This is a genomic window from Methanosarcina sp. WWM596 (genome assembly GCF_000969965.1).
Taxonomy (GTDB): Archaea; Halobacteriota; Methanosarcinia; order Methanosarcinales; family Methanosarcinaceae; genus Methanosarcina.
The window spans coordinates 2,943,941-2,962,936 of record NZ_CP009503.1 but is presented as its reverse complement, the minus strand read 5'-3'; the positions used below and the strand labels follow the sequence as shown (position 1 = coordinate 2,962,936).

At 39.6% G+C, this 18,996-nt stretch carries 16 protein-coding genes; 10 read left to right on the top strand and 6 right to left on the bottom strand.

Annotated features, from left to right (window positions below; translation table 11 throughout):
• Window positions 1-57 precede the first annotated feature (57 nt).
• On the top strand, window positions 58-303 hold the full coding sequence (locus MSWHS_RS21715; RefSeq protein ID WP_048129506.1) for a hypothetical protein: 246 nt from the start codon (window positions 58-60) through the stop codon (window positions 301-303).
• Here MSWHS_RS21715 and MSWHS_RS13065 read toward each other — a convergent pair.
• From MSWHS_RS13065 to MSWHS_RS13060, 3 genes are all read right to left on the bottom strand, one after another.
• Complete coding sequence (locus tag MSWHS_RS13065; RefSeq protein WP_048129508.1) at window positions 238-1,107, bottom strand: winged helix-turn-helix domain-containing protein; 870 nt, start codon at window positions 1,105-1,107, stop codon at window positions 238-240. The two genes, MSWHS_RS21715 and MSWHS_RS13065, sit on opposite strands and share 66 nt — an antisense overlap.
• Before the next feature lie 647 nt (window positions 1,108-1,754).
• Complete coding sequence (locus MSWHS_RS20550) at window positions 1,755-1,970, bottom strand: transposase (protein WP_255350526.1); 216 nt, start codon at window positions 1,968-1,970, stop codon at window positions 1,755-1,757.
• Window positions 1,971-2,318: 348 nt separating this feature from the next.
• Entirely contained in the window at window positions 2,319-4,370 is a 2,052-nt protein-coding gene (locus MSWHS_RS13060; RefSeq protein WP_052722723.1) for a glycosyltransferase, read from the bottom strand.
• 1,203 nt (window positions 4,371-5,573) lie between these two features.
• Here MSWHS_RS13060 and MSWHS_RS13055 point away from each other — a divergent pair.
• The 6 genes from MSWHS_RS13055 to MSWHS_RS13030 all read left to right on the top strand — a co-directional run bounded on the left by MSWHS_RS13055 (window position 5,574) and on the right by MSWHS_RS13030 (window position 12,026).
• Entirely contained in the window at window positions 5,574-6,392 is an 819-nt protein-coding gene (locus MSWHS_RS13055; protein ID WP_048129510.1) for a glycoside hydrolase family 16 protein, read from the top strand.
• Window positions 6,393-7,004: 612 nt separating this feature from the next.
• Window positions 7,005-7,712, top strand: coding sequence for a glycoside hydrolase family 16 protein (locus MSWHS_RS13050; RefSeq protein WP_156148199.1), 708 nt, complete (start codon window positions 7,005-7,007; stop codon window positions 7,710-7,712).
• A gap of 1,063 nt (window positions 7,713-8,775) precedes the next feature.
• A complete protein-coding gene (locus tag MSWHS_RS13045; protein ID WP_231585441.1) occupies window positions 8,776-9,780 on the top strand; it encodes a YbhN family protein in 1,005 nt (334 codons plus the stop codon).
• The gene (locus MSWHS_RS13040) at window positions 9,756-10,886 is read left to right on the top strand and encodes a glycosyltransferase family 4 protein (protein WP_048159165.1); all 1,131 of its coding nucleotides are present in this window, start codon (window positions 9,756-9,758) and stop codon (window positions 10,884-10,886) included. Before MSWHS_RS13045 ends, MSWHS_RS13040 begins: the two co-directional genes overlap by 25 nt.
• Window positions 10,861-11,577 (top strand): polysaccharide deacetylase family protein, encoded by a 717-nt coding sequence (locus MSWHS_RS13035; RefSeq protein WP_048129518.1) that lies wholly within the window; start codon window positions 10,861-10,863, stop codon window positions 11,575-11,577. Before MSWHS_RS13040 ends, MSWHS_RS13035 begins: the two co-directional genes overlap by 26 nt.
• Before the next feature lie 125 nt (window positions 11,578-11,702).
• A complete protein-coding gene (locus MSWHS_RS13030; RefSeq protein WP_048129520.1) occupies window positions 11,703-12,026 on the top strand; it encodes a carboxymuconolactone decarboxylase family protein in 324 nt (107 codons plus the stop codon).
• A gap of 67 nt (window positions 12,027-12,093) precedes the next feature.
• Here MSWHS_RS13030 and MSWHS_RS13025 read toward each other — a convergent pair whose 3' ends face one another.
• Complete coding sequence (locus tag MSWHS_RS13025) at window positions 12,094-13,023, bottom strand: radical SAM protein (protein ID WP_048159164.1); 930 nt, start codon at window positions 13,021-13,023, stop codon at window positions 12,094-12,096.
• Between the two features lie 482 nt (window positions 13,024-13,505).
• On the opposite strand from MSWHS_RS13025, the gene MSWHS_RS13020 reads away from it, so the two are divergent.
• From MSWHS_RS13020 to MSWHS_RS13010, 3 genes are all read left to right on the top strand, one after another.
• Complete coding sequence (locus MSWHS_RS13020; RefSeq protein WP_231585439.1) at window positions 13,506-14,582, top strand: radical SAM protein; 1,077 nt, start codon at window positions 13,506-13,508, stop codon at window positions 14,580-14,582.
• A 101-nt stretch (window positions 14,583-14,683) separates the two neighbouring features.
• On the top strand, window positions 14,684-15,730 hold the full coding sequence (locus MSWHS_RS13015) for an L-histidine N(alpha)-methyltransferase (protein WP_048159163.1): 1,047 nt from the start codon (window positions 14,684-14,686) through the stop codon (window positions 15,728-15,730).
• Window positions 15,717-16,733, top strand: coding sequence for a dimethylarginine dimethylaminohydrolase family protein (locus MSWHS_RS13010; protein ID WP_052722721.1), 1,017 nt, complete (start codon window positions 15,717-15,719; stop codon window positions 16,731-16,733). The genes MSWHS_RS13015 and MSWHS_RS13010 overlap by 14 nt, the downstream gene beginning before the upstream one ends.
• A 72-nt stretch (window positions 16,734-16,805) precedes the next feature.
• Here the strand turns inward: MSWHS_RS13010 and MSWHS_RS13005 are convergent, their stop codons facing one another.
• Entirely contained in the window at window positions 16,806-17,699 is an 894-nt protein-coding gene (locus tag MSWHS_RS13005) for a prenyltransferase (RefSeq protein ID WP_048129528.1), read from the bottom strand.
• A gap of 259 nt (window positions 17,700-17,958) precedes the next feature.
• Window positions 17,959-18,156: a transposase gene (locus MSWHS_RS19490; RefSeq protein ID WP_255350527.1), complete on the bottom strand. Its 198-nt coding sequence runs from the start codon at window positions 18,154-18,156 to the stop codon at window positions 17,959-17,961.
• Window positions 18,157-18,996 lie beyond the last annotated feature (840 nt).

Here is an 18,996-nt window from a genome sequence, read left to right as displayed (position 1 = left end):
TTAATTGATAACACCTGATACAGCACTGAATACCAAAAAACCGGGAGCTCCGCGTTCATGGCCGAGTATGTCCATGGTTATTCCGAAAGAGAAGCCCTTCGCCTTTCAGAACAGGCAGAAACGCTTGAAAAATTCCTCCATTATGATACGATCTATTTGCCTGGAGCAAAGGTGCTGGAAGCCGGCTGCGGGATCAACAGGAAAAGAGAAAGTAGAAAACCCAGAGAGCAGAAGAACTTAGAGAGAACGGATCTGCCTGGAATTCTGTTTGTAATATGCAAAAAGTTCTTCTCCCCATTTTAGAGCTCCGGGTTCAAAGCTTACAAGATAGTTGCGGTCAATTCTGTTATTTTTATCAAGCAGAGAAAGCGCAAAGATTTTATCGGTTACTACAAGCATCATTGGTTGTTTCTCCTCATCCGACACAAAAAAATGTGAGTTTTCGCAGGTCAAAAAGAACTGAACTTCCTTTTTGTATTCCGAAAGGTCCAGCTTGAGAACGGAGCTGTCACTGAAAGATGTGGCTGCCTGGGGGAAGCACTCATTCCGGATACTCTCGAAAACCGATTCCGTAAGGATAATTGTAACATCAATCTCTTTTTCTAGAAATTCCAGACAGAGCAGATGGTAAGCGGGATGGATTGCCGAAGTAAATACCATAATGCGGGAAGAACCCAGCATACATTTTACGATATCTTCCTGGACTTTAAATATATGAGAGAGATCAGGTTTCAGGACCTTGCACTGCCCCAACTCCCCGATTCTTATGAGAAGATGGAAAGGAATTGGACTCAAATCATGTTCGGACCAGAAAGCTCTGTTGTCGTCATATATCTTCAGGGTGTTTAGCAAAAACTGTACATTTGTGACTATCACTACCCCCATTTCAGAGAGGGAATACACTCCATCCGTATATATGACCAGATCCAGATCAACCAGCTTTTTGATCTGGGGAATCATTGATTTCCAGGGGAAGTCAAATGCATTTTTAATCTCATCACTGCTTTTAGGGCCCTCCTCTTTTAACAGCATAAGAAGGTTCTTTCTTTTTTCAGAAAGGAAAATTGCGTCAAGCAACGAAGAACTGGTACCAGAAACTTGGCTCATGGGTCAATCTCACTTAGAATATATAATAACAAAAAGTTATGAGTTCACTGGAAAATCCTCACGAAATTCAGGATAACTCCCCTACTATTCAAAACTCATAACAAAATGGATAAGTTCCAATAGGAGTTGTAAGATCCAATGCCATTGGAATATTCTAATCGTAAAGTAAAAATCTTCATCGTTTTGGCTATATATGAATAGGAATTATATAAACTAGACAGATAGATAATACTATTCTATTGTCGTTTCGATTGGGTGAATATTAAGATGTGGTAGATACGCTGTGGTTATCTCCAGGAGCTGTCGAGTAGCAATAATATCCCTCAAGATGGAAACACTGTTGATGAAAACGCCTTACATCAATGTGTTTTTAGAAGCTCGGAGATATAACCAACAGCTACTAACCAACAGCTACTACAATTCTGATTTTTAAGAGAGCTGGATAACCAGTCATCGGAATTTCGCCATGTAAGATCTGAGGCTCCGGAAATAAAACAGTAAAAGCCGAAAAAATTAGAAATCATTTTTCCAAATATCTTCACATTGCCAGCATTCCGTACAATTTGAAGCCTGGTCTTCAAGGCCACTGTACCGAACCTTTTTCACTTCTGCAGAATCAACCTGGAAACACTGATCTGCGCCGTGAACTACCCCACCCTGCTTTCTGATAGAAAGTGTTCTTTATCACACTCGATATTCAGCACTTCAACATCAAATGTTTCACTTATGCTATGGATTTTTGTTTTGAGAAAATCAACAACTAAAGGATTCGTTAGAGCTTTTCTTCTATATTTCATGCATTGAACGAAACGATAATGGAGTGAATATACAGAATAGCTTCTATGACCCAGTTTATACTTCATAGTTATAACTATATTGATATAACTATAAGTAAAAATAATTATGTTACTGTTGTTTTGTAGAAGTTGACGGCTTTCCTCCCCCACCTGTCGCTTACGCTCCGAGGAAGGGGACTTCCCGCTTTAGAGTTAAAACCGAAAATTACCACTTTCTTACTAGTGTCTTGACAGCTTGTTTATGCAACACTTTAGATATAAAAGCAATAACTAAAGAGATACCGCTATATAAATTGCGTTTCAGATTCAATTTGTCATGACACTAGCCGGGGTATTCGACTGAAAATAAAATATATTAGACATCGTTGGTTTTTAAGTTAAACCGCATAAGTCCATCCTCGTTTATTCTCCATTTTACTTTGCATCAATTGTCCGGGAACCGAATTTAATTTTCAAACCTATTCCTGTCAGATAGCAAATGTAGACATAACTGAGCACGAAGACCCTAAATGTGGAATAAATAATTACATAAGGTATCAATATCAGCAATAGCTTCTTATCGTGTCCAAATAACCAACCCGTCAATATAATATACAGTAGTACAGGGATTATGACATATAGTAGTCCACGCAAAGCGACATACGTCACATCATTGTATTGTAACATGAAATATGGGATCAATAAGATCATGAGAATTGAGCAAACACTAATTATGTAGCTCAGGTAATTATATATCATCCACGAATTTCCTACTGACCATTGCCTGTGTATTTTCCACACCTGAAGATATCCAAACCACCATCTCGTTCTTTGCTTATACCAGGCACCTAGCGTTTCTGGCGCATTCGTGTAAACTTTTGCTTGTAGATTTTGAACGACTTTCATAGATTTTTGAAGGACATTGACTGTGAAATCAGCATCCTCAACTATTGTATCATCACTGAACCTCACAACATCACATACGCTGCGCCTTACTGCAGTACTCGGGCCCGGGCACACAAGAATATTACCACCCAACCCCTGGAGATATCGCATGATTTCTTGCTCAAGCTGATATTCGATCATCTGGCAATATATCATTATTCTTCTCATCACACCACTTTTTTCAGGATTATTTATGAGCACAGTTCCAGTTACCATCTGAGCGTCACTGTCATCCATAAGCGTTTTTACCAGGCAGCTAATAGTATCCTTTACCATATTGGAATCAGAATCAGTGAAGACTAAAATATCGCCTTTTGCTTCTTCAATACCCCTATTAAGAGCATTGGCCTTTCCCCCGTTCTTCTTAAGATCTATGAATTTCACTGGATATGTCGAAATGATTTTGGCAGTTCCGTCACTTGAGCCATCATTGATTACGATTATTTCCATCGGGCCGCCATAATCCTGACAAAGGAGAGCTTCAATACATCTACCTATCGATTTTTCCTCATTATATGCCGGAACTAGTACCGAAACAAGATTAGGATATCTAGCATTTATTTCAGTCTGCGGATCATTTTTGTATTTTCTCTTATTCCAACTGGATAGTAGCCTCCAAACAACAAAGAAGGATAGTGGTAGCAGCGCAATTATGATGAAGAACAAGAAATAGAATTTCATTATGTCGTTCACCTTGATGTTATACACTACCGGGTCATCGTTATCATACACACCTGAAGGAATTATTGCGAATACAACCTTGCTTACTGATTTATATTGAGTAAACTTTGCTGCATCATTAATTACTTCTTTTGGAGTAGCCTGATTAATATCATCCATTCTTACTGTGATATCTGTCTCATTCGTCGATATCAAATAACTAATTAAGAACTGTTCAGTATACTTATTCCAGTCCTGCGCGTGTAACACAATAACTATAGGTTTATTTTGTCTTATTTCTGCAGAAGCTGCCTGGAATATAGGGTCATCAAAACTTGTCATATTTCTCCAGAGCCATGTATATTCGTATATTGGCTCTCCAATTGTTCCAATGGCAATACCTTCTTTTTTTATTGCTTCCACCACTTCTGGATTATCTGGAACTCCAAATATCTCATAAGGGGATACAAACAGTTCTGATTTTAGTCCAGCTTGTTTAAAAACAGCTTCACTTTTTTTTATATCTACTATTGCTTGGTCAGGTGACATCTCTGAATAGTTTTCGTGCTCCCAACCATGAATTGCCATCGTGACACCGCTAGCTTGCGCAGTTTGCAGTGCTTGTAGAAGCTCAGGTTCATCCAGAATAGTTTTATGAGTAAACAAGTTACTCATGTTGCCCGTTGACGTATAAATAAATGTACCCACAGAAACAGTAATCAATATAGCAAAAAAAAGTGAAATAACTGGTATGTATTTATTCTTTATAAATCGGCACACTGTCTTTTGACCGTATTTACCTTTATGTGTGACGTTTAACTCGGATTTAAGTTTAATACTTTTAGTTGTATCTACGTTTTCTATCTCGTTTTTTAGAACCATTCAAACACACCTGAAAACGATTTATTAGTACCTTCACAGCACCCATATTTTCTATATCCAGCAGTCTTAAATTGGAATTTTGAACACATATAGGGATAATTATTCATATAAATGGATAAAAATTGGACAAATATCGTTTTACATAATTATTTTTGCAAAGATATAATAACTAATTAAATATATTAGACAATAAATATTCCAATAGGATATTTATAAATATAAAAGTTTTCAGATCCACATTTAAAAATTTAAAAAAAAACAGATAGAGTTAATTAGTAAATTGCAAAAATTGTATAGATAATTAGTAGAAATCCAAAAGTTATCAAAAATTGATCTTATTTAGTTGTTTTTTGATACTGCACCTGAAAATTCCCCAATGAGTTTTTGATTTTGACACGTTTTGATTATAATTAGTCAATTATGTATTACATTTCCCCATTTTGAAAGGTTCAAATTTCCCCAAATTATGATGTAAATTTATTCAATTTTTTATGAATTCACTCAAAATTACTGGAACAGATTTTCTATTTTTATTTCCTGTTTTTCCTTTAATACTATCTGCAACTTTATTTAGAATGATAATCGTCATACAATAGTGAGGAATTGTTAAAGAGGAAAATAGATAGTATTTGTATGCGAATTTTAAGAACAATGAAGAATAAAAATAGAAATATTTTAAGATAAATAAATAAATTTAAAAATTAACTTATACACATACAGACAAAAAATATTTATATATTAATGTACAATTTAGAGACATGTACATATATAAAATTTTCATGGATTTTTGAGATATAAATCAATATAATTCTATAATCCATTATAATTTTTAATCTTGGTTTGAAAGTAAATATTCGTTATTGTATTGGATTATACGAAACATGCACTGATAATTACTGATTTTTTAGAGAAGTTAAAGGTATAAAAACACCCTTAAGAAAACTAAATAAATTTTAACTTTTTGCAGGAGAAAAAATGTGAAAAATATCTATTATGATAAAAAAATAGAAAGACAGTGAGATAGAGGGGGGTAAACTGGAGTATATTATTATGACCAAAAGAGATTAAATTTAACCCCCTGTTGACATTAGAAATATAACCAGTGAGTTTGAGTTAGGAAAAAAGTATACACTTTTTCAGATTTGATCAATGGATTCTCCCGATCAACTAAACATCGAATAAAACAATTTGGGGAAAAATAACATGAGAACAGATAAATATTTAAGATGGTTCCTTGCTCTGTTTGTTGTAGTGGTTTCGACTATGCCCTCAGGAGCTACTGAGTACCCATCAAACGGTGAGCTTAACTGGAATGGTCTTACATGGGATGTAAGATCTGGAGGCGGGGCACCCGGGCCGAACACCTGGGATGCAAATGGTGTTTATATTGATGATCAAAACAGGCTGCATTTAACAATTGAAAAAAATGCAGGTGTATGGAAATGTTCAGAGGTTGACAGTCGCAACAAATACGGATATGGAACATTTACATGGACTGTGGACTCTCCTGTATTTTCATATGACAAAAATAGTGTTGTGGGACTTTTTACATATTTAGACGACTTACAGGAATTAGATGTGGAGATCTCCAGATGGGGTGTAGCCTCCGGGAATAACCTCTGGTACTCTGTGCAACCCTACAGCTTGAGCGGTAATAATCAGGGTTCGTTGGAGAGCTATACTGGTACAACTATCCATACAATTGACTGGCAACCATCCTCAATCAAATTTAAGTCCACAACTGAAAGCGGGAAGGTACTCTCTGAATTTACATATACTGGAAAAATCCCTTCAAATCCTCAATATGCGATTATGAATCTCTGGTTAACTGAAGGGTTAGCTCCATCCGATGGAAAGAACATTGATCTTATAATTAGTGACTTTTCCTATGTGGCATATCAGCAAGGATCTACATCAGAAAGCGTAGATGATACCAGTGATTCCAGCGATTCCAGTGATTCCAGTGATTCTAAAGTCACTAGATCCAGGTCGAAACATTCAGGAAGAAGACATAGAAGATGATTCATTGAACAGGGTTAAGGATTTATTTTCCTTCACCCCTCCCTCTTTTCTGAATCCAACTCCTCATTTGTATTCGAAACGTTCATCTTTGTGGTTATTCATAGAGCTGAATAAAAAAAGAACACTTCTTTTTATCTAACTGTAGAAATCAGGTGACATTAGACGGCATTGAGAAGTTACTTATGGTTAATATCCTGTAAGAAATATTAAGTAAATCAAAGTTAAATTAGTTAGATACGCTGATCCTGAATTCAGCACAAATACATATATACACATCTAAATGTTGAATTGAAACTTTTTGATGAGAAATCTGCAAAATCAACCTTATTCAGGCCAGGTTTCTAACGTTATTTGTGATATACCCTATTGACAATAAAATTGCAGTACATTGTCAACACTTCGGACCCACCGCGAAATAACATAGACACCTTTTTAGACTATACTCGTCCATTTTCACAAGTAAGCCACCCGAGTAACTTTCAAAATAATTATGCGTTATCTAGGTAATTTCGTAAAGAGTTCTTAGAGAAAAAGGCTTGATGAATTGAAAAACCAGCATTGACGTCGCAAAAGTCTGGAATGAGGGAACTGAGAATTATGGGAAAAACGAATATGCAGACAATTAAATATTTAATATGTTTATTTACTTTGTTGGTTGTGTTGATTACAGTTTTTCAGTCAGAAACGAATACATACCCATCAAATGGAGCAATTAACTGGAAAGGGCAAGATTGGTATTTGATGGGTGGAAGATCAGATCCAGGTGATAACTACTGGAATAAGACAGGTGCATGGATAGATAACCAAAATAAACTGCATTTAACAGTTGTAAAGGACAAAGGTATATGGAAATGTACAACTTTAATGAGTCAAGACACATATCTTTATGGCACGTTTACCTGGAAAGTCGCCTCGCCTGTCTATACATTTGACAAAAACAGTGTTGTGGGACTATTCACATATTTAAGTGATTCCCAAGAATTAGATATTGAAACTACAAAATGGGGTAAAACCGAAGGAAATCAACTTTGGTATTCTGTACAACCTGCTAAAACTGAAGGGAACACTCAAGGATATCAGGTTCCATTGAGCATTACAGGCACAGACACAATTTATAGAATTGAATGGAAACCCACGTATGTAAGATTCACATCCATGAAGGAAAACGGAGAAATTATAGCAAACTTAAATTACACAAATGTTTCTGGAATCCCGCAGCAGCCCGAGAAAGTTATGATGAATTTATGGTTGTTGGCTCCTCCATCAGATGGAAAAAATATTGAGCTTATTATCAGCGACTTCACAATTAATAACGATTAAATTCAGAAAAGTATTTGTTTCCGACCCAGGATCAACTTTTTGAGTCAAATTTAATCTACCCCAAAGATAAAGTAAAAGGTTGTGGGGGTAAATGATTGAAAAACAAAAGCATCCAACCCTCTCCCTCTATTTTAAAAAAACTGGTGTATGTGCTCATATTTACAGAGATGATTAATGCCTTACCCCCGCGATTGACTCTACTTACCCGGAAGATCATCTTTTTTCACATATAAAAGACCCAGATGGCCTTTTAGCTTACATTCCGCAGTATTTTTATGGGAATCAACAGGTTTCTTGAAAACATTTTTAAAATGAGGGGATCCGTGCCTATACAGCCCCATTTCACGATATTGTAGTAAGGATATAACAGATAATGACTATGCAAACCGGCAAAGCCTATATGTGAGAGAAGAAAGCGCACAAAAGTGAAGAAGAGATGGCATATTGAGGAGAAGGAGAGTTACCTGAAAATCTAAGAGTGATAAAACGGAAAATGATAGAAGAAGGCTAAAATCTTAAAAAACTGGATTATCATAGATATTATATAAAAAGAAATTAAATTTAAAATGGGAATTAAAGGAAAAGAGATGGAACATAAGGGTACCTAAATTAAAAAGGGAAAATATGCATTGATAGGGGAAAGACATTTAAAAAAAACAGGGAAGAAGCGTAATAGGGAAGAAACGTAATAGGGAAGAAGCGTAATAGGGAAGAAACGTAATAGGAAAGAAACGTAATAGGGAAGAAACGTAATAGGGAAGAAACGTAATAGGGAGAGGCGTAATAGGGAAGAAACGTAATAGGGAGAGGCGTAATAGGGAAGAGGTGTAACTTTGACCGGATATATCTCTTTTCGAATGAATCAAAATACTTGGATCAAAAAGTTTCCAGAGAGGGGGATCCGTGTCAATTACAGATAAGTTTAGTCTCGACAATGATGAAGGATCGGAAGGGTAATTTCCGGCCTTACGGATAGGAAAGACCATGAACCGAATCTGAATATTAAAGGACCTGGTAGTCCAGAAACAAAACTGAATTTTAAAGGATGAGAAAAATATACTGAGTGGGAACTCCCACTCCGAATACGTATTATGAAGGTGTACTGTTGAACCTCGGAGCCTTAAGAAAAGGCATTGCAGTCATCTTACTGTTCGCGATAGCATCAATTCTTATCTATACTCACCGAACAGAAATAATACTTCTTTTGGAGGAAAGCTGGAAGTTGCTCCGGCAAATCCAAATTCGTTATTTCGTTCTGGCGTTTTTAGTCTACCTGCTAAGCGTGTACTTCTTTGCGATTCGCTGGCAAAAGGTGCTCTCTTCCCTAGGATATAATCTAAAAGCAACAGATCTTTTTCCCATTCTCTTTGGAGCGATATTTGTAAATAACTTCACCCCGGCAAGCAGGTTTGGGGGGGAACCCCTCCGAATAATCTGGGTCAACCGACGCTTTGGAGTAAGATATACTCATGCCCTTATAACGATCCTCTTCGAAAGGATGGTTGAAGCAATTCCGATTACCCTGCTATTTCTCTACGCGCTTTATTTTTTTCCCCCCGCCCAGAACATTTTTCAGCTTCATAAAGGTGTTCTATCGTGGAGTACGGCCCTTTTCCTGTTCATAGTCCTCTTTGTAGCAGGGACAGGAACCTGGTTACTCCGAAAAAGACTTGAACCTCATCTGAACAGACTTTATCAAAATTGGGAACAACTCCACAAATCTTTTGTTCCTGCACTCCTGCTTTCATGTGGAGTCTGGGCTCTTGATATTGTGCGCCTTGGACTGATTGCTTCAGCCCTGAGCCTCTCTATCCCCCTGCACGTTATAGCAACTGTATCAATCCTGCACCTGCTGCTCGGATCCCTCCCCATTACACCTGGCGGGCTTGGAATTGTTGATGGGGGGCTGATCTACCTGCTCCTGTATTTCGGGCTACCGCTTGTATCTGCTAGCAGCTTCGTGTTTCTTGAGCGTTTCATATCCTATGGGCTCAGCAGCGCGATCGGATTTCTGTATCTGTTTTGTTACGGAGGGTTTACGGTATGGAAAAACACAAAATCGCACTGATCAGCGACTGGTATTTTCCAAAAGTAGGGGGAATAGAGTACTCCATTCATGCCCTTGCAAAAACCCTGAACCAGAAGGGTCATGAAGTACATGTTATTACCAGAAGCTACCCTGATATCCCCAAATACAGCATAAGGGATGGAGTCTCAGTAATCAGAGTCAAGAGCCGCCCCTTTCCAGGACAGCAGCGGTTCCTGATGCCAGGTGCGTATAAAGAGCTCTATCAGCTCCTTAAAGAAGGAAATTATGACATTGTCAACTCTCACGGGCTGGACTCCCCACTCGGTATGGTGGCTCTTATTGCATCCCGAAAACTGGAAGTCCCTTCGGTGGTTACCAACCATTCCCTGGTAGGGCATACGCCGCTTCGTCTTTTTTTGTATCTTGCAGGAAAGATACTTGTAGGAAATGCCGATGCCGTAATTGCTGTCAGTTCGGCAGTTGAAAAGGATACAAAACTAATGACAAAAAAACCTGTTTACAGGATCTTCAACGGCATGGAATCTGAGAGAAGCAGCCAGAAAGTCCCCTTCCCCTTTGACAGGAAAGGAAAACTTGTAATTATTACAGTTGCCCGCATGACAAAGAAGAAAGGTGTCCAGAATCTCGTTGGCATTGCTCCTTCCCTCCTTAAAAAACATGAAAACCTGATATTCCTAATGATAGGCGACGGCGCCCTTCGAAAAAGCCTGGAAAAAAAGGTGGAAAAATCCGGTTTATCTGAAAATTTCTGCTTTACAGGAGAAGTGCCCCGAAAGACAGTACTGGAATATATGGAACAGGCAGATATCTTTGCCCTTCCTTCCAGTGATGAGGCATTTGGGATTTCGATTCTGGAAGCAATCTCAAAAAATGTCCCTGTTGTGGCAATGAACCATAGTGGAGTCTCAGACATTATCAAGAACGGAGTTAACGGTTACCTTGCAAACGACCTTCCGGAATTCGAATCCTGCGTTCAGGATCTGATAGAAAAACCGGCTTTAAGAGCCGAATTTGCCCGAAAGGCCAGTGAAGGGCTTTCAAATTACGATTGGAACAAAATCTATGAACAGACCGACCTGGTATATAGAGGGGTCATTTATGAAAAACATCACAATAACCATTGATGTAGAAGAAGACTGCCCACCCATGCTTACAAGTACAAGGGGAATGGAAGAGGGAATGCCAAAACTGCTGCAACTCTTCAAAAAAGAAGAGATAAAGGCAACCTTCTTCGTGACAGGAATGATGGCAGAGCAGTATCCTGATCTTATCCGCCAGATCCCGGTAGATGGGCATGAGCTGGGCTGCCACGGCTATACACACACCCGTTTTGACCGCATGGGAAGGGAAGAGGCAAAAATTGACCTGAAGCGGGCGGGAAATGTGCTCAGGCAATTTGAAAAGCGGATGGTCTCCTTCAGGGCTCCGAACCTTCAGTTCCCGGAAAGCTATCTTGAACTCCTGGAAGAAGAGGGATTTATGTATGACTCCTCTTTTGCAGCTTACAAGCCCCCCTTTTCCCAAAAAACGAGGATAAACGGCAAAATAACCAGGATTCCGGTAACAGTTACCTCCTCTTTTCTGAGATTATCCCCGGATATTTTCCTCCCACCACTCAGGCGCATAACAGCTCCTGTGATTTTTGTCCATCCCTGGGAATTTGTAGACATGTCCAAAATGCCTGTACGTCTGGACTGCAAGTTCAATACCGGAAAAAAAGCCCTTGAAAACCTTAAAGTTTTGATCCATGCCTTTAAAGCTGAAAACTGCCTTTTTTTAACTCTGGAAGAAAGAGCATCCCTCGAAAAATCATGAACAGGGATTGGGAAAGTGGTTTCAAAATATTTTGAACTAACCCTTAAATAATAAAATTACCTTAGTAGATATATTGATTAACAGCGTGAACCTGCAGGTGTGTGGGTAAAAAAGGAGCCATGGAAATGAGAATGCTGGAAGAATTTTTCCCTGAATTCACCCGGAAGCTGGACGAGATCGACCAGCTCTATGCCGAAAAAAGGATGATTGACGAAAAGACATACCAGTTCATCTGCTTTGCCCTCTCGATCAAAGCCAGATCCAAACCCTGTGTCCTGAAGCACTTCAAAGGTGCCCTTGAAGCAGGAGCAACAGTTAAAGAACTCTCATATATCTTTGCCCTGGTCATGAGGGAAGCCGCGGGTGCAGATGACTGCTGGACTCATGATGTAATTGGGGATTGGAAAGAGATCCTGAAAGGCAACATTTCCTGCAGCTGCGAAAAATAAAAGCTTAACTCTTTTTTACTATTTTTCCTTTTTTCATGCATTCTACAAAAGTAGTTCAAAACTCCTCTTAAAAATCCGTCAACCTGAGCTGCTTTGGGCTTGAAGATTTTATTTTTAAAGGTTTCATGTAGTCGGCTGAGAGATTGTATTTCTGCATGAGATTCCTGAGTAGCCCGTAAAGTTCAGCTTTATAAGCTCTGTCAGCCCCCCCTTTTGCATACAACCTGCAGTAAGGATCAAGAAGTTCGGGGAAATTGCAGGCAAGGAAATTGAAAAAGTGTTTTCTGGTCTCACCCCTGAGGTAAAGAAGACCCGGAAGAGCATAATCAACTTCACATTCGGCTGCGAGGGAAAGAACTTGTTCCAGATTTTCAGGATTGTCCGTAAGAAAAGGAAGAATTGGCATCATATGAAGCCCGGTAGTAGCAGCAGTGTCTTTGAAAGCCCGCATGACTGAAAATCGTTTTTCAGGAGGAGAAGCGACGGGTTCCAGCAGAGAACCTAGCTTTTCATCCATGGTTGTAACTGTAACCGCAATATTTACCTGCGTCAGATCAGCAAGTTCTGAAAGAAGGTCAATATCCCTCAGGATAAGATCCGATTTTGTGGATAAGGTAATAGGGTTTTTGTATTTGATCATAAATGCCAGAACGTCACGCATCAAGCCATATTTTTCCTCAGCCGGCTGGTAGCTGTCACATACCCCGCCTATGTTGATTACCTCTTTTTTCCAGGAAGGGGCTCCAAGCTGTTTTTCGAGGGCTTCTGCAATGTTTGTCTTTACATAGATTTTTCGGAAAAAATCAGAGTCTTTTTTCCCTTTACAGGAAATTTTCTCTTCTTTTTCCAGATAGCTGTGAGAGTACATTGCATAACAGTAATTGCAGCCGTGTTCACATCCTCTATAGATATTAAGGTCCCATTGGAAAGGCAGTGAGAATCTACTTGTTTTCTTTATTTTATTGAGGGCTTTTCTAGCCTGAATTTCTTCAAACATCCTGGATAAGATAAGGTTGAAAGCTATAAGAAACTTGATAAAAACAAGCTCGTTTTCTATTATGATTGTTAGAAAAAAATAAAAAAAGCGATTTTCTTGTTGATTTTGCTCATATCAATACCTACAGAAGGAATTGAGACAATCCAAGCTCAAATGTCCAGTTTTTACTGCAGAAATTTAATGATCCATGTATCGTTATTTCTGCATTGATAATTAGTACAGTGTTTTTAGCCATCAATATAAAAAACACATATTCGATTTAGCATGTGTTCGCTCCAAAAAGCAGGTTCGATTCAAAAAAACACTTAGTTTCTTACAACTTGATAAATACCCATTTTCTAGTATTTTAAGGGCAAAATTTGTAAGTTAAGATAATAAATCAGTTAAGAATTAGGGGATTATTTTCAAATATTTAAGGGAGTGAGTGTATCAATCCAAATACAAAAACTCATTTTTCGCAGCCCCCCGTCCTGAGGGGATACATGTACGGGGCACAGGAAGCCCACGAGGCTCGAAATTCAAACAGGCTTTTAGCCATAAGGCTTGAAACGAATACATCATGCAATCTCCGCTGCCGCTACTGTTATGCACAGAGCGGGGAGGATTCCGTAAAAATAGCTGACTTCAATGTCCTCAAACGCATAATATCCGAGGCAAAAGAACTTGGGATCAGGTCTGTGGTTGTGATCGGGGGAGGAGAGCCGACTCTTTACCCTAACTTTAGAGAATTGATTGCCTGCATTGATTCCCTTGGAATCATCCCGATGCTGTTTACGAACACTGTTTTGATGACAGAGGAACTTGCAGGCTTCCTGTACGAACACAACGCCTCTGTTATGGGAAAACTTGATTCCCTCAGGCCAGAGGTCCAGGACTATCTGGCAGGAAGAGAAGGAGCTTTCGATGATATAAAAATCGGGCTTGAAAATCTTATAAAAGCAGGTTTTTCAAAACCTTCGGAGCCGGGAAAACTCCGCCTTGGAATCTCTTTTGTGAGCAATAAAATGAATCTTGAAGAGATTGAGGTGATCTGGCATTTCTGCCGGCAGAACAACATTTTTCCCAATATGGAGATCCTTACGCCGACGGGCAGGGCAAATGACGAACTTGAAGATAAGCTGCTTACAACCGATGAGATAAAAGAATACAAATTAAAACTCCTGGAAATAGACAGAAAATATTACAGGTACGACTGGCTGCCCTATACCCCAATCACTGCAAGCGGCTGCCTTCAGCACCTTTACAGCCTGTACATCAATATCGAAGGAAATGTCAGGCCCTGTGCACCTACAAAACTGGACGAACATCCTGCACTGAGGGTTAACGGAGAATATCCCTATAACATAAACAGGATGAGCCTGAGGGAGATCTACAATTCCGACCTTTTCTCATATGTTAGGAATATTGACAAAGTGCTCGAAGGCAGGTGCGGGAACTGCGAACACACAGAAGAATGCATAGGCTGCCGCGGATATGCCTACAGCGTCGGAATAAATAACGGAGCCGATCCGCTTGAAGCCCTGAAGATGGAATGTAAGCAATGCTTCAAAGAAAGATAAAACAATAAAAAAACAAAATTCAGGCAAGAAATTAGAAAAGTTGTTCATGTACGGAGCTGATATAATATAGATTATGAAATGATTCTGGGAGAAGTGAGAAGTTGAACGGAACAGATAAAGAGAGATTGGAACAGGCTCCGGAAAAAGAAGAAAAGATCATAAAGATCAGCAAGAAAAGTCCCGAAGAGAGGCTGTATGAGAGCCTGAAGAAATACGAACTACCTGATTATCTCCTGTATACAGGTGCGGGAGGGGCAAAAAACTGGCTGAAGCTGGACGGGTCCGGAACATTTCCTGTTGCCCGCCAGCTCAAAAAAATGCTTGAGGAGAATGTTGCTTCAATAGTCAGATTTATTCCTGCGTGCATGAGTCTTGTGAGTGTGGGAGTAGGGGATGGGGAAAAAGAAAGAATTCTTCTCGAAGAGCTGATTAAGAAAAACCGGGCTGAAAAACCAGCCTCGGAAAAAATATCAATACGTTACTATCCTGCAGATATAAACAGCCAGCTTGTAGATATCGCCCTTAAAAAAGTAAAGGACCTGCCTGTAGAAAAGAAAGGGATAGTCGGCTTTATTGAGGACATGCCACTCCTTAAAAAACACTGGCATCTTCCGGTTCTGTTCTGCATTCTGGGAAATACCTTTTGCAATTATGAACCTGAATTCATTCTTCAGCTCGTCCATGAAAATCTTGAGCAGGGAGACCTGTTCTTCTTTGATGCCAATCTTCTCTCTGCACAGGGCTCAGGGGAAGAGGCACAGTCTGCAAGGAAATCCATCCTAGGCACATATGCATCAAGAGAAAATGCGCTCTTCAATATGTATCCCCTGCTTCAGTACGGAATGGCTCCTGAGGACTTCGACTTTGAACTTTTGCTTGCACATGTGGACTCCAGAATAGGGGCACTATACAGGACCCGGAAGAGCCTGAATATCCTGAAGGACTCTGAGGTCAAGATCGGGGAAGAGACCATAGGCTTTAAGGAAGGGGACATCATCCGCATGGGCTTTACCTACAAATATACATATGACCAGATTCTCGCTTTTCTGGACATCTGCGGATTTGAGGTTCTCAAGGCTTTCCTGAGTGAAGACAGGACAAATACGATGATCCTTGCAAAAAAAGCATTTCAGAATGGCAATAATTGAGAATTACAATAAATTAAGGAGGGTTCTGGACATGGGTTGCCAGATAGAAAAATTGAGTGGGGAGAAAAAAACCGGATCGAATATTGCTTACGGCTGTGATGAACTGGGAAAGCTGAGAAGTGTACTTGTGCATACTCCGGGAGATGAACTCACCCTAGTCAACGAATCGAATTATAAACACTGGCTTTACGATAAGGTTCCTGATATCACCGGATATATTGAAGAACACAAACGTTACCAGGAAATTCTGGAATCAAACGGCATCAAAGTCTATGAACTTGCAGACAATGTGGAAGAGAACAGAGATATGATAAAGAAGATGCCAAATATTACGTTTCTGCATGATACTGCAGTCATCTCCAGAAAAGGTGCACTCCTTTCAAAAATGCGCCCGCCTGCAAGGGAAAATGAAGAGGTTGTCGTGAAGGAAGCTCTGAAAACCCTGGGAATTCCCATACTCAACGAATTCAATGGGGGAGAAGGTTTTTTTGAAGGCTGCCTTCTGCTATCAAAAGAAACGATTTTTGTTGCTGACACGGAAAGGCATACCTATCCCTTTATTCGGGAATTTATTTCGAATATCCTGAGCGAGTTTGATGAAGTCATCTACGTCCGCACTCCGAAAGCCAGGCGCTACATGCATCCAGATACGGTTTTCAATCGAATAAGAGAAGACCTTGCCCTTGCTTACCTTCCAGCCTTTGAAGAGACCTGCCTGTTCACGGAAGACTCCAGAGAAAGAATAGATTTTAAAAAGTTCATGCAGGAGAAAGACATGAATATCATCCCTGTTTCGGACTCAGAGCAAAGCCGCCTGGCCTGTTCTTTTGTCCCCCTTGAAAGCGGGACCATCTTCCACTATGACGTTGCACTTGACCAGGAAACAGGGAAAAGACTTGCAAGAGAAGGTGTTGAGATTATTCCTTTCCATCCGGAAGCCCTGCTTGCAGGAGGAGGGAGCCTGCGCTGCCATACCCTGAGGCTCTGCAGAAGAAAAAAATAAAAATATGGTTGAAAAAAGAGGGAAAGCCATGGAAAAAGCCGTGGAAAAAGCCGTAGACGGATTTCACGAAATTTAATAGAAGAAATCAAGAATTATCGAAACCGCATAGATTACCAGAGTTCCATGGTAAACAGGCAGTATCTTCATTCCGGCGCCCGGACTTTTTTCATACCACAGGTAAAGGTTTGCTCCTGCAAGGGGTACAAAGCCTGCAAGAAAGCCATAGTGAGCAATAGTCCCGAGCTCCTTAAGGAAGAAAATAGCTGTAAAGAAATGCAGGAGCGTAAAGCCCGTAACCCAGCACATAGCCCCCTTTACACCATAAAGGACAGCAATCGAATTCATGCCTCTTGCCCGGTCGTTTTCCAGGTCTATAAAGTCATTCAACCCCAGGTGAGCCATCGTCCAGGGATAGACAAAAACCATATAGAGCAGCATGGTCATATCCGGCTGCCCGTAGCAGAGATACCCTGCTGCAGGAAACAGGGTGATATCTGTTCTTCCCAGAAGCTGCGCAATCGGGTATTTCTGGTCTCTTTTTTTAATCTGGTAAAAAACTTCTATGCTGTAAGAATACAGCATTATTGCAAAGACATAGAGAGAATTGGGATATGGAAGGGTGAAGATAAGGGCAGAAGTAATCCCTGCAAGCAGGATAAACAGCCAGAAGGCATTTTTTGAAGAAATCGTCCCTGAGGGAATGGGCCTCTCTTTAAAAGGCCTCCAGTATTTGGTAAGGGTATTCTCGACATCAAACCTGTCTTTATGTCTGTCCACATAATCGTTGAGCACGAAGCCAGCTTCGAACCCCAGCAAGCCTATCAGAGCAGCTTTAATAATTAAAATCCAGGAAAAGCCGCCGTAATTCCCAAAAGCAAGCACAAGTCCGGAGCAGAAAATAAGGGGCCAGGCGGGGAGAAAGTGGGCACGGATGAGGTCGAGGTAGGCTTTCAGGGTTTCTTTCATTTTTTTGGCCTCAGCAACAATATATTTAAGTCTTTTGGCAGCCCAACGTCAAGCTAGCCAACACTTATTGAACGTCGAAATGTTAATAAATTGTAAAATGTAGATTTCGAACTAATTTTAAGTCAGTTTGACGAGTAAAGAGGTGCAGTAGTTCAATAGTATTCTTTTCTTTTTAAACCTTGCATAAATCTTAATAGAAGCTGTGAACTACCCCGCCCTGCTTTCTGATGAAAGCGAGGACGGAACTTCCTTAGAGTGATTACGTCACCTGGATATTTGCAGTGATGCAAGTATCCATCTGTAATCCTGTTTGTCGAAGATTATCTGAAAAACTCTGATAGCCTGTCCACAAAACATTCTGTGATAAGGACCGCTTCATGATGTTGATAGCACTATTTCTATCTCTATCAATAACGTTTCCACAATCACATTTCATAGTTCTTTCCCAAAGAGGCAGGTCGTGTCTTTTCTTTAGTTGGATTGATCTTTATCTTCTTCGTCAGATGCATATTTGCCCTGGTTATCCACATATTGCTTCAGTATATCTAAGGTTACTTGTCCTTCTAAGGTTACTTGTCCTTCTAAGGTTACTTGTCCTTCTAAGGTTACTTGTCCTTCTAAGGTTACTTGTCCTTCTAAGATTACTTGTCCTTCTAAGATTACTTGTCCTTCAAAGTTCAGTTCTTATTTAGTACTAAAAGCAGAATAGATTAGTATATTGGAAAGATGAGGTTTGGAAAGATGAGGTGTGACCCCAACGACTCATAAGAATAGTACCCTTGTCGATAGATCGGTTAATTAAACAAAAGCTTCGTAGAACTCTTCAGAATTAAACTCATATAATTTTCGAAAAAAGAGAAATAATCCTTTAAAGGACATCTCACGAGCATCTAGTTAAACTTGACATTTATGCAGATTTTTAAACCTGGCACATAATTCATATAGTCAGTGAAGAGGGAGGCAAAGCCGAGTGAGATACTCACTGTATGTCAATTTCTATGAATTTTGTGCCCGAACCTGAGGTGATAAAGCTTCAATGCCGATTTTTTGCAAAAAAGCATTACTTTACGGTATCTTTTAGTTTAGGAGAATATGATATTGAAAAATTTAATCGGAGAATAAATAATTGAAAAAATAGAGAAAAAGAAAGGAAGGAGGAAAATTGATGAAGGTTGAACCCCCAACTCCCTATTCAGAGAGTTGAAGAGATAAATAACTCTCTGAATAGCATGCTCTAGGAAGAACGATTGGCAAATCAAGTAAAATTGATTTGCCAATGAGTAATACCACATTATAA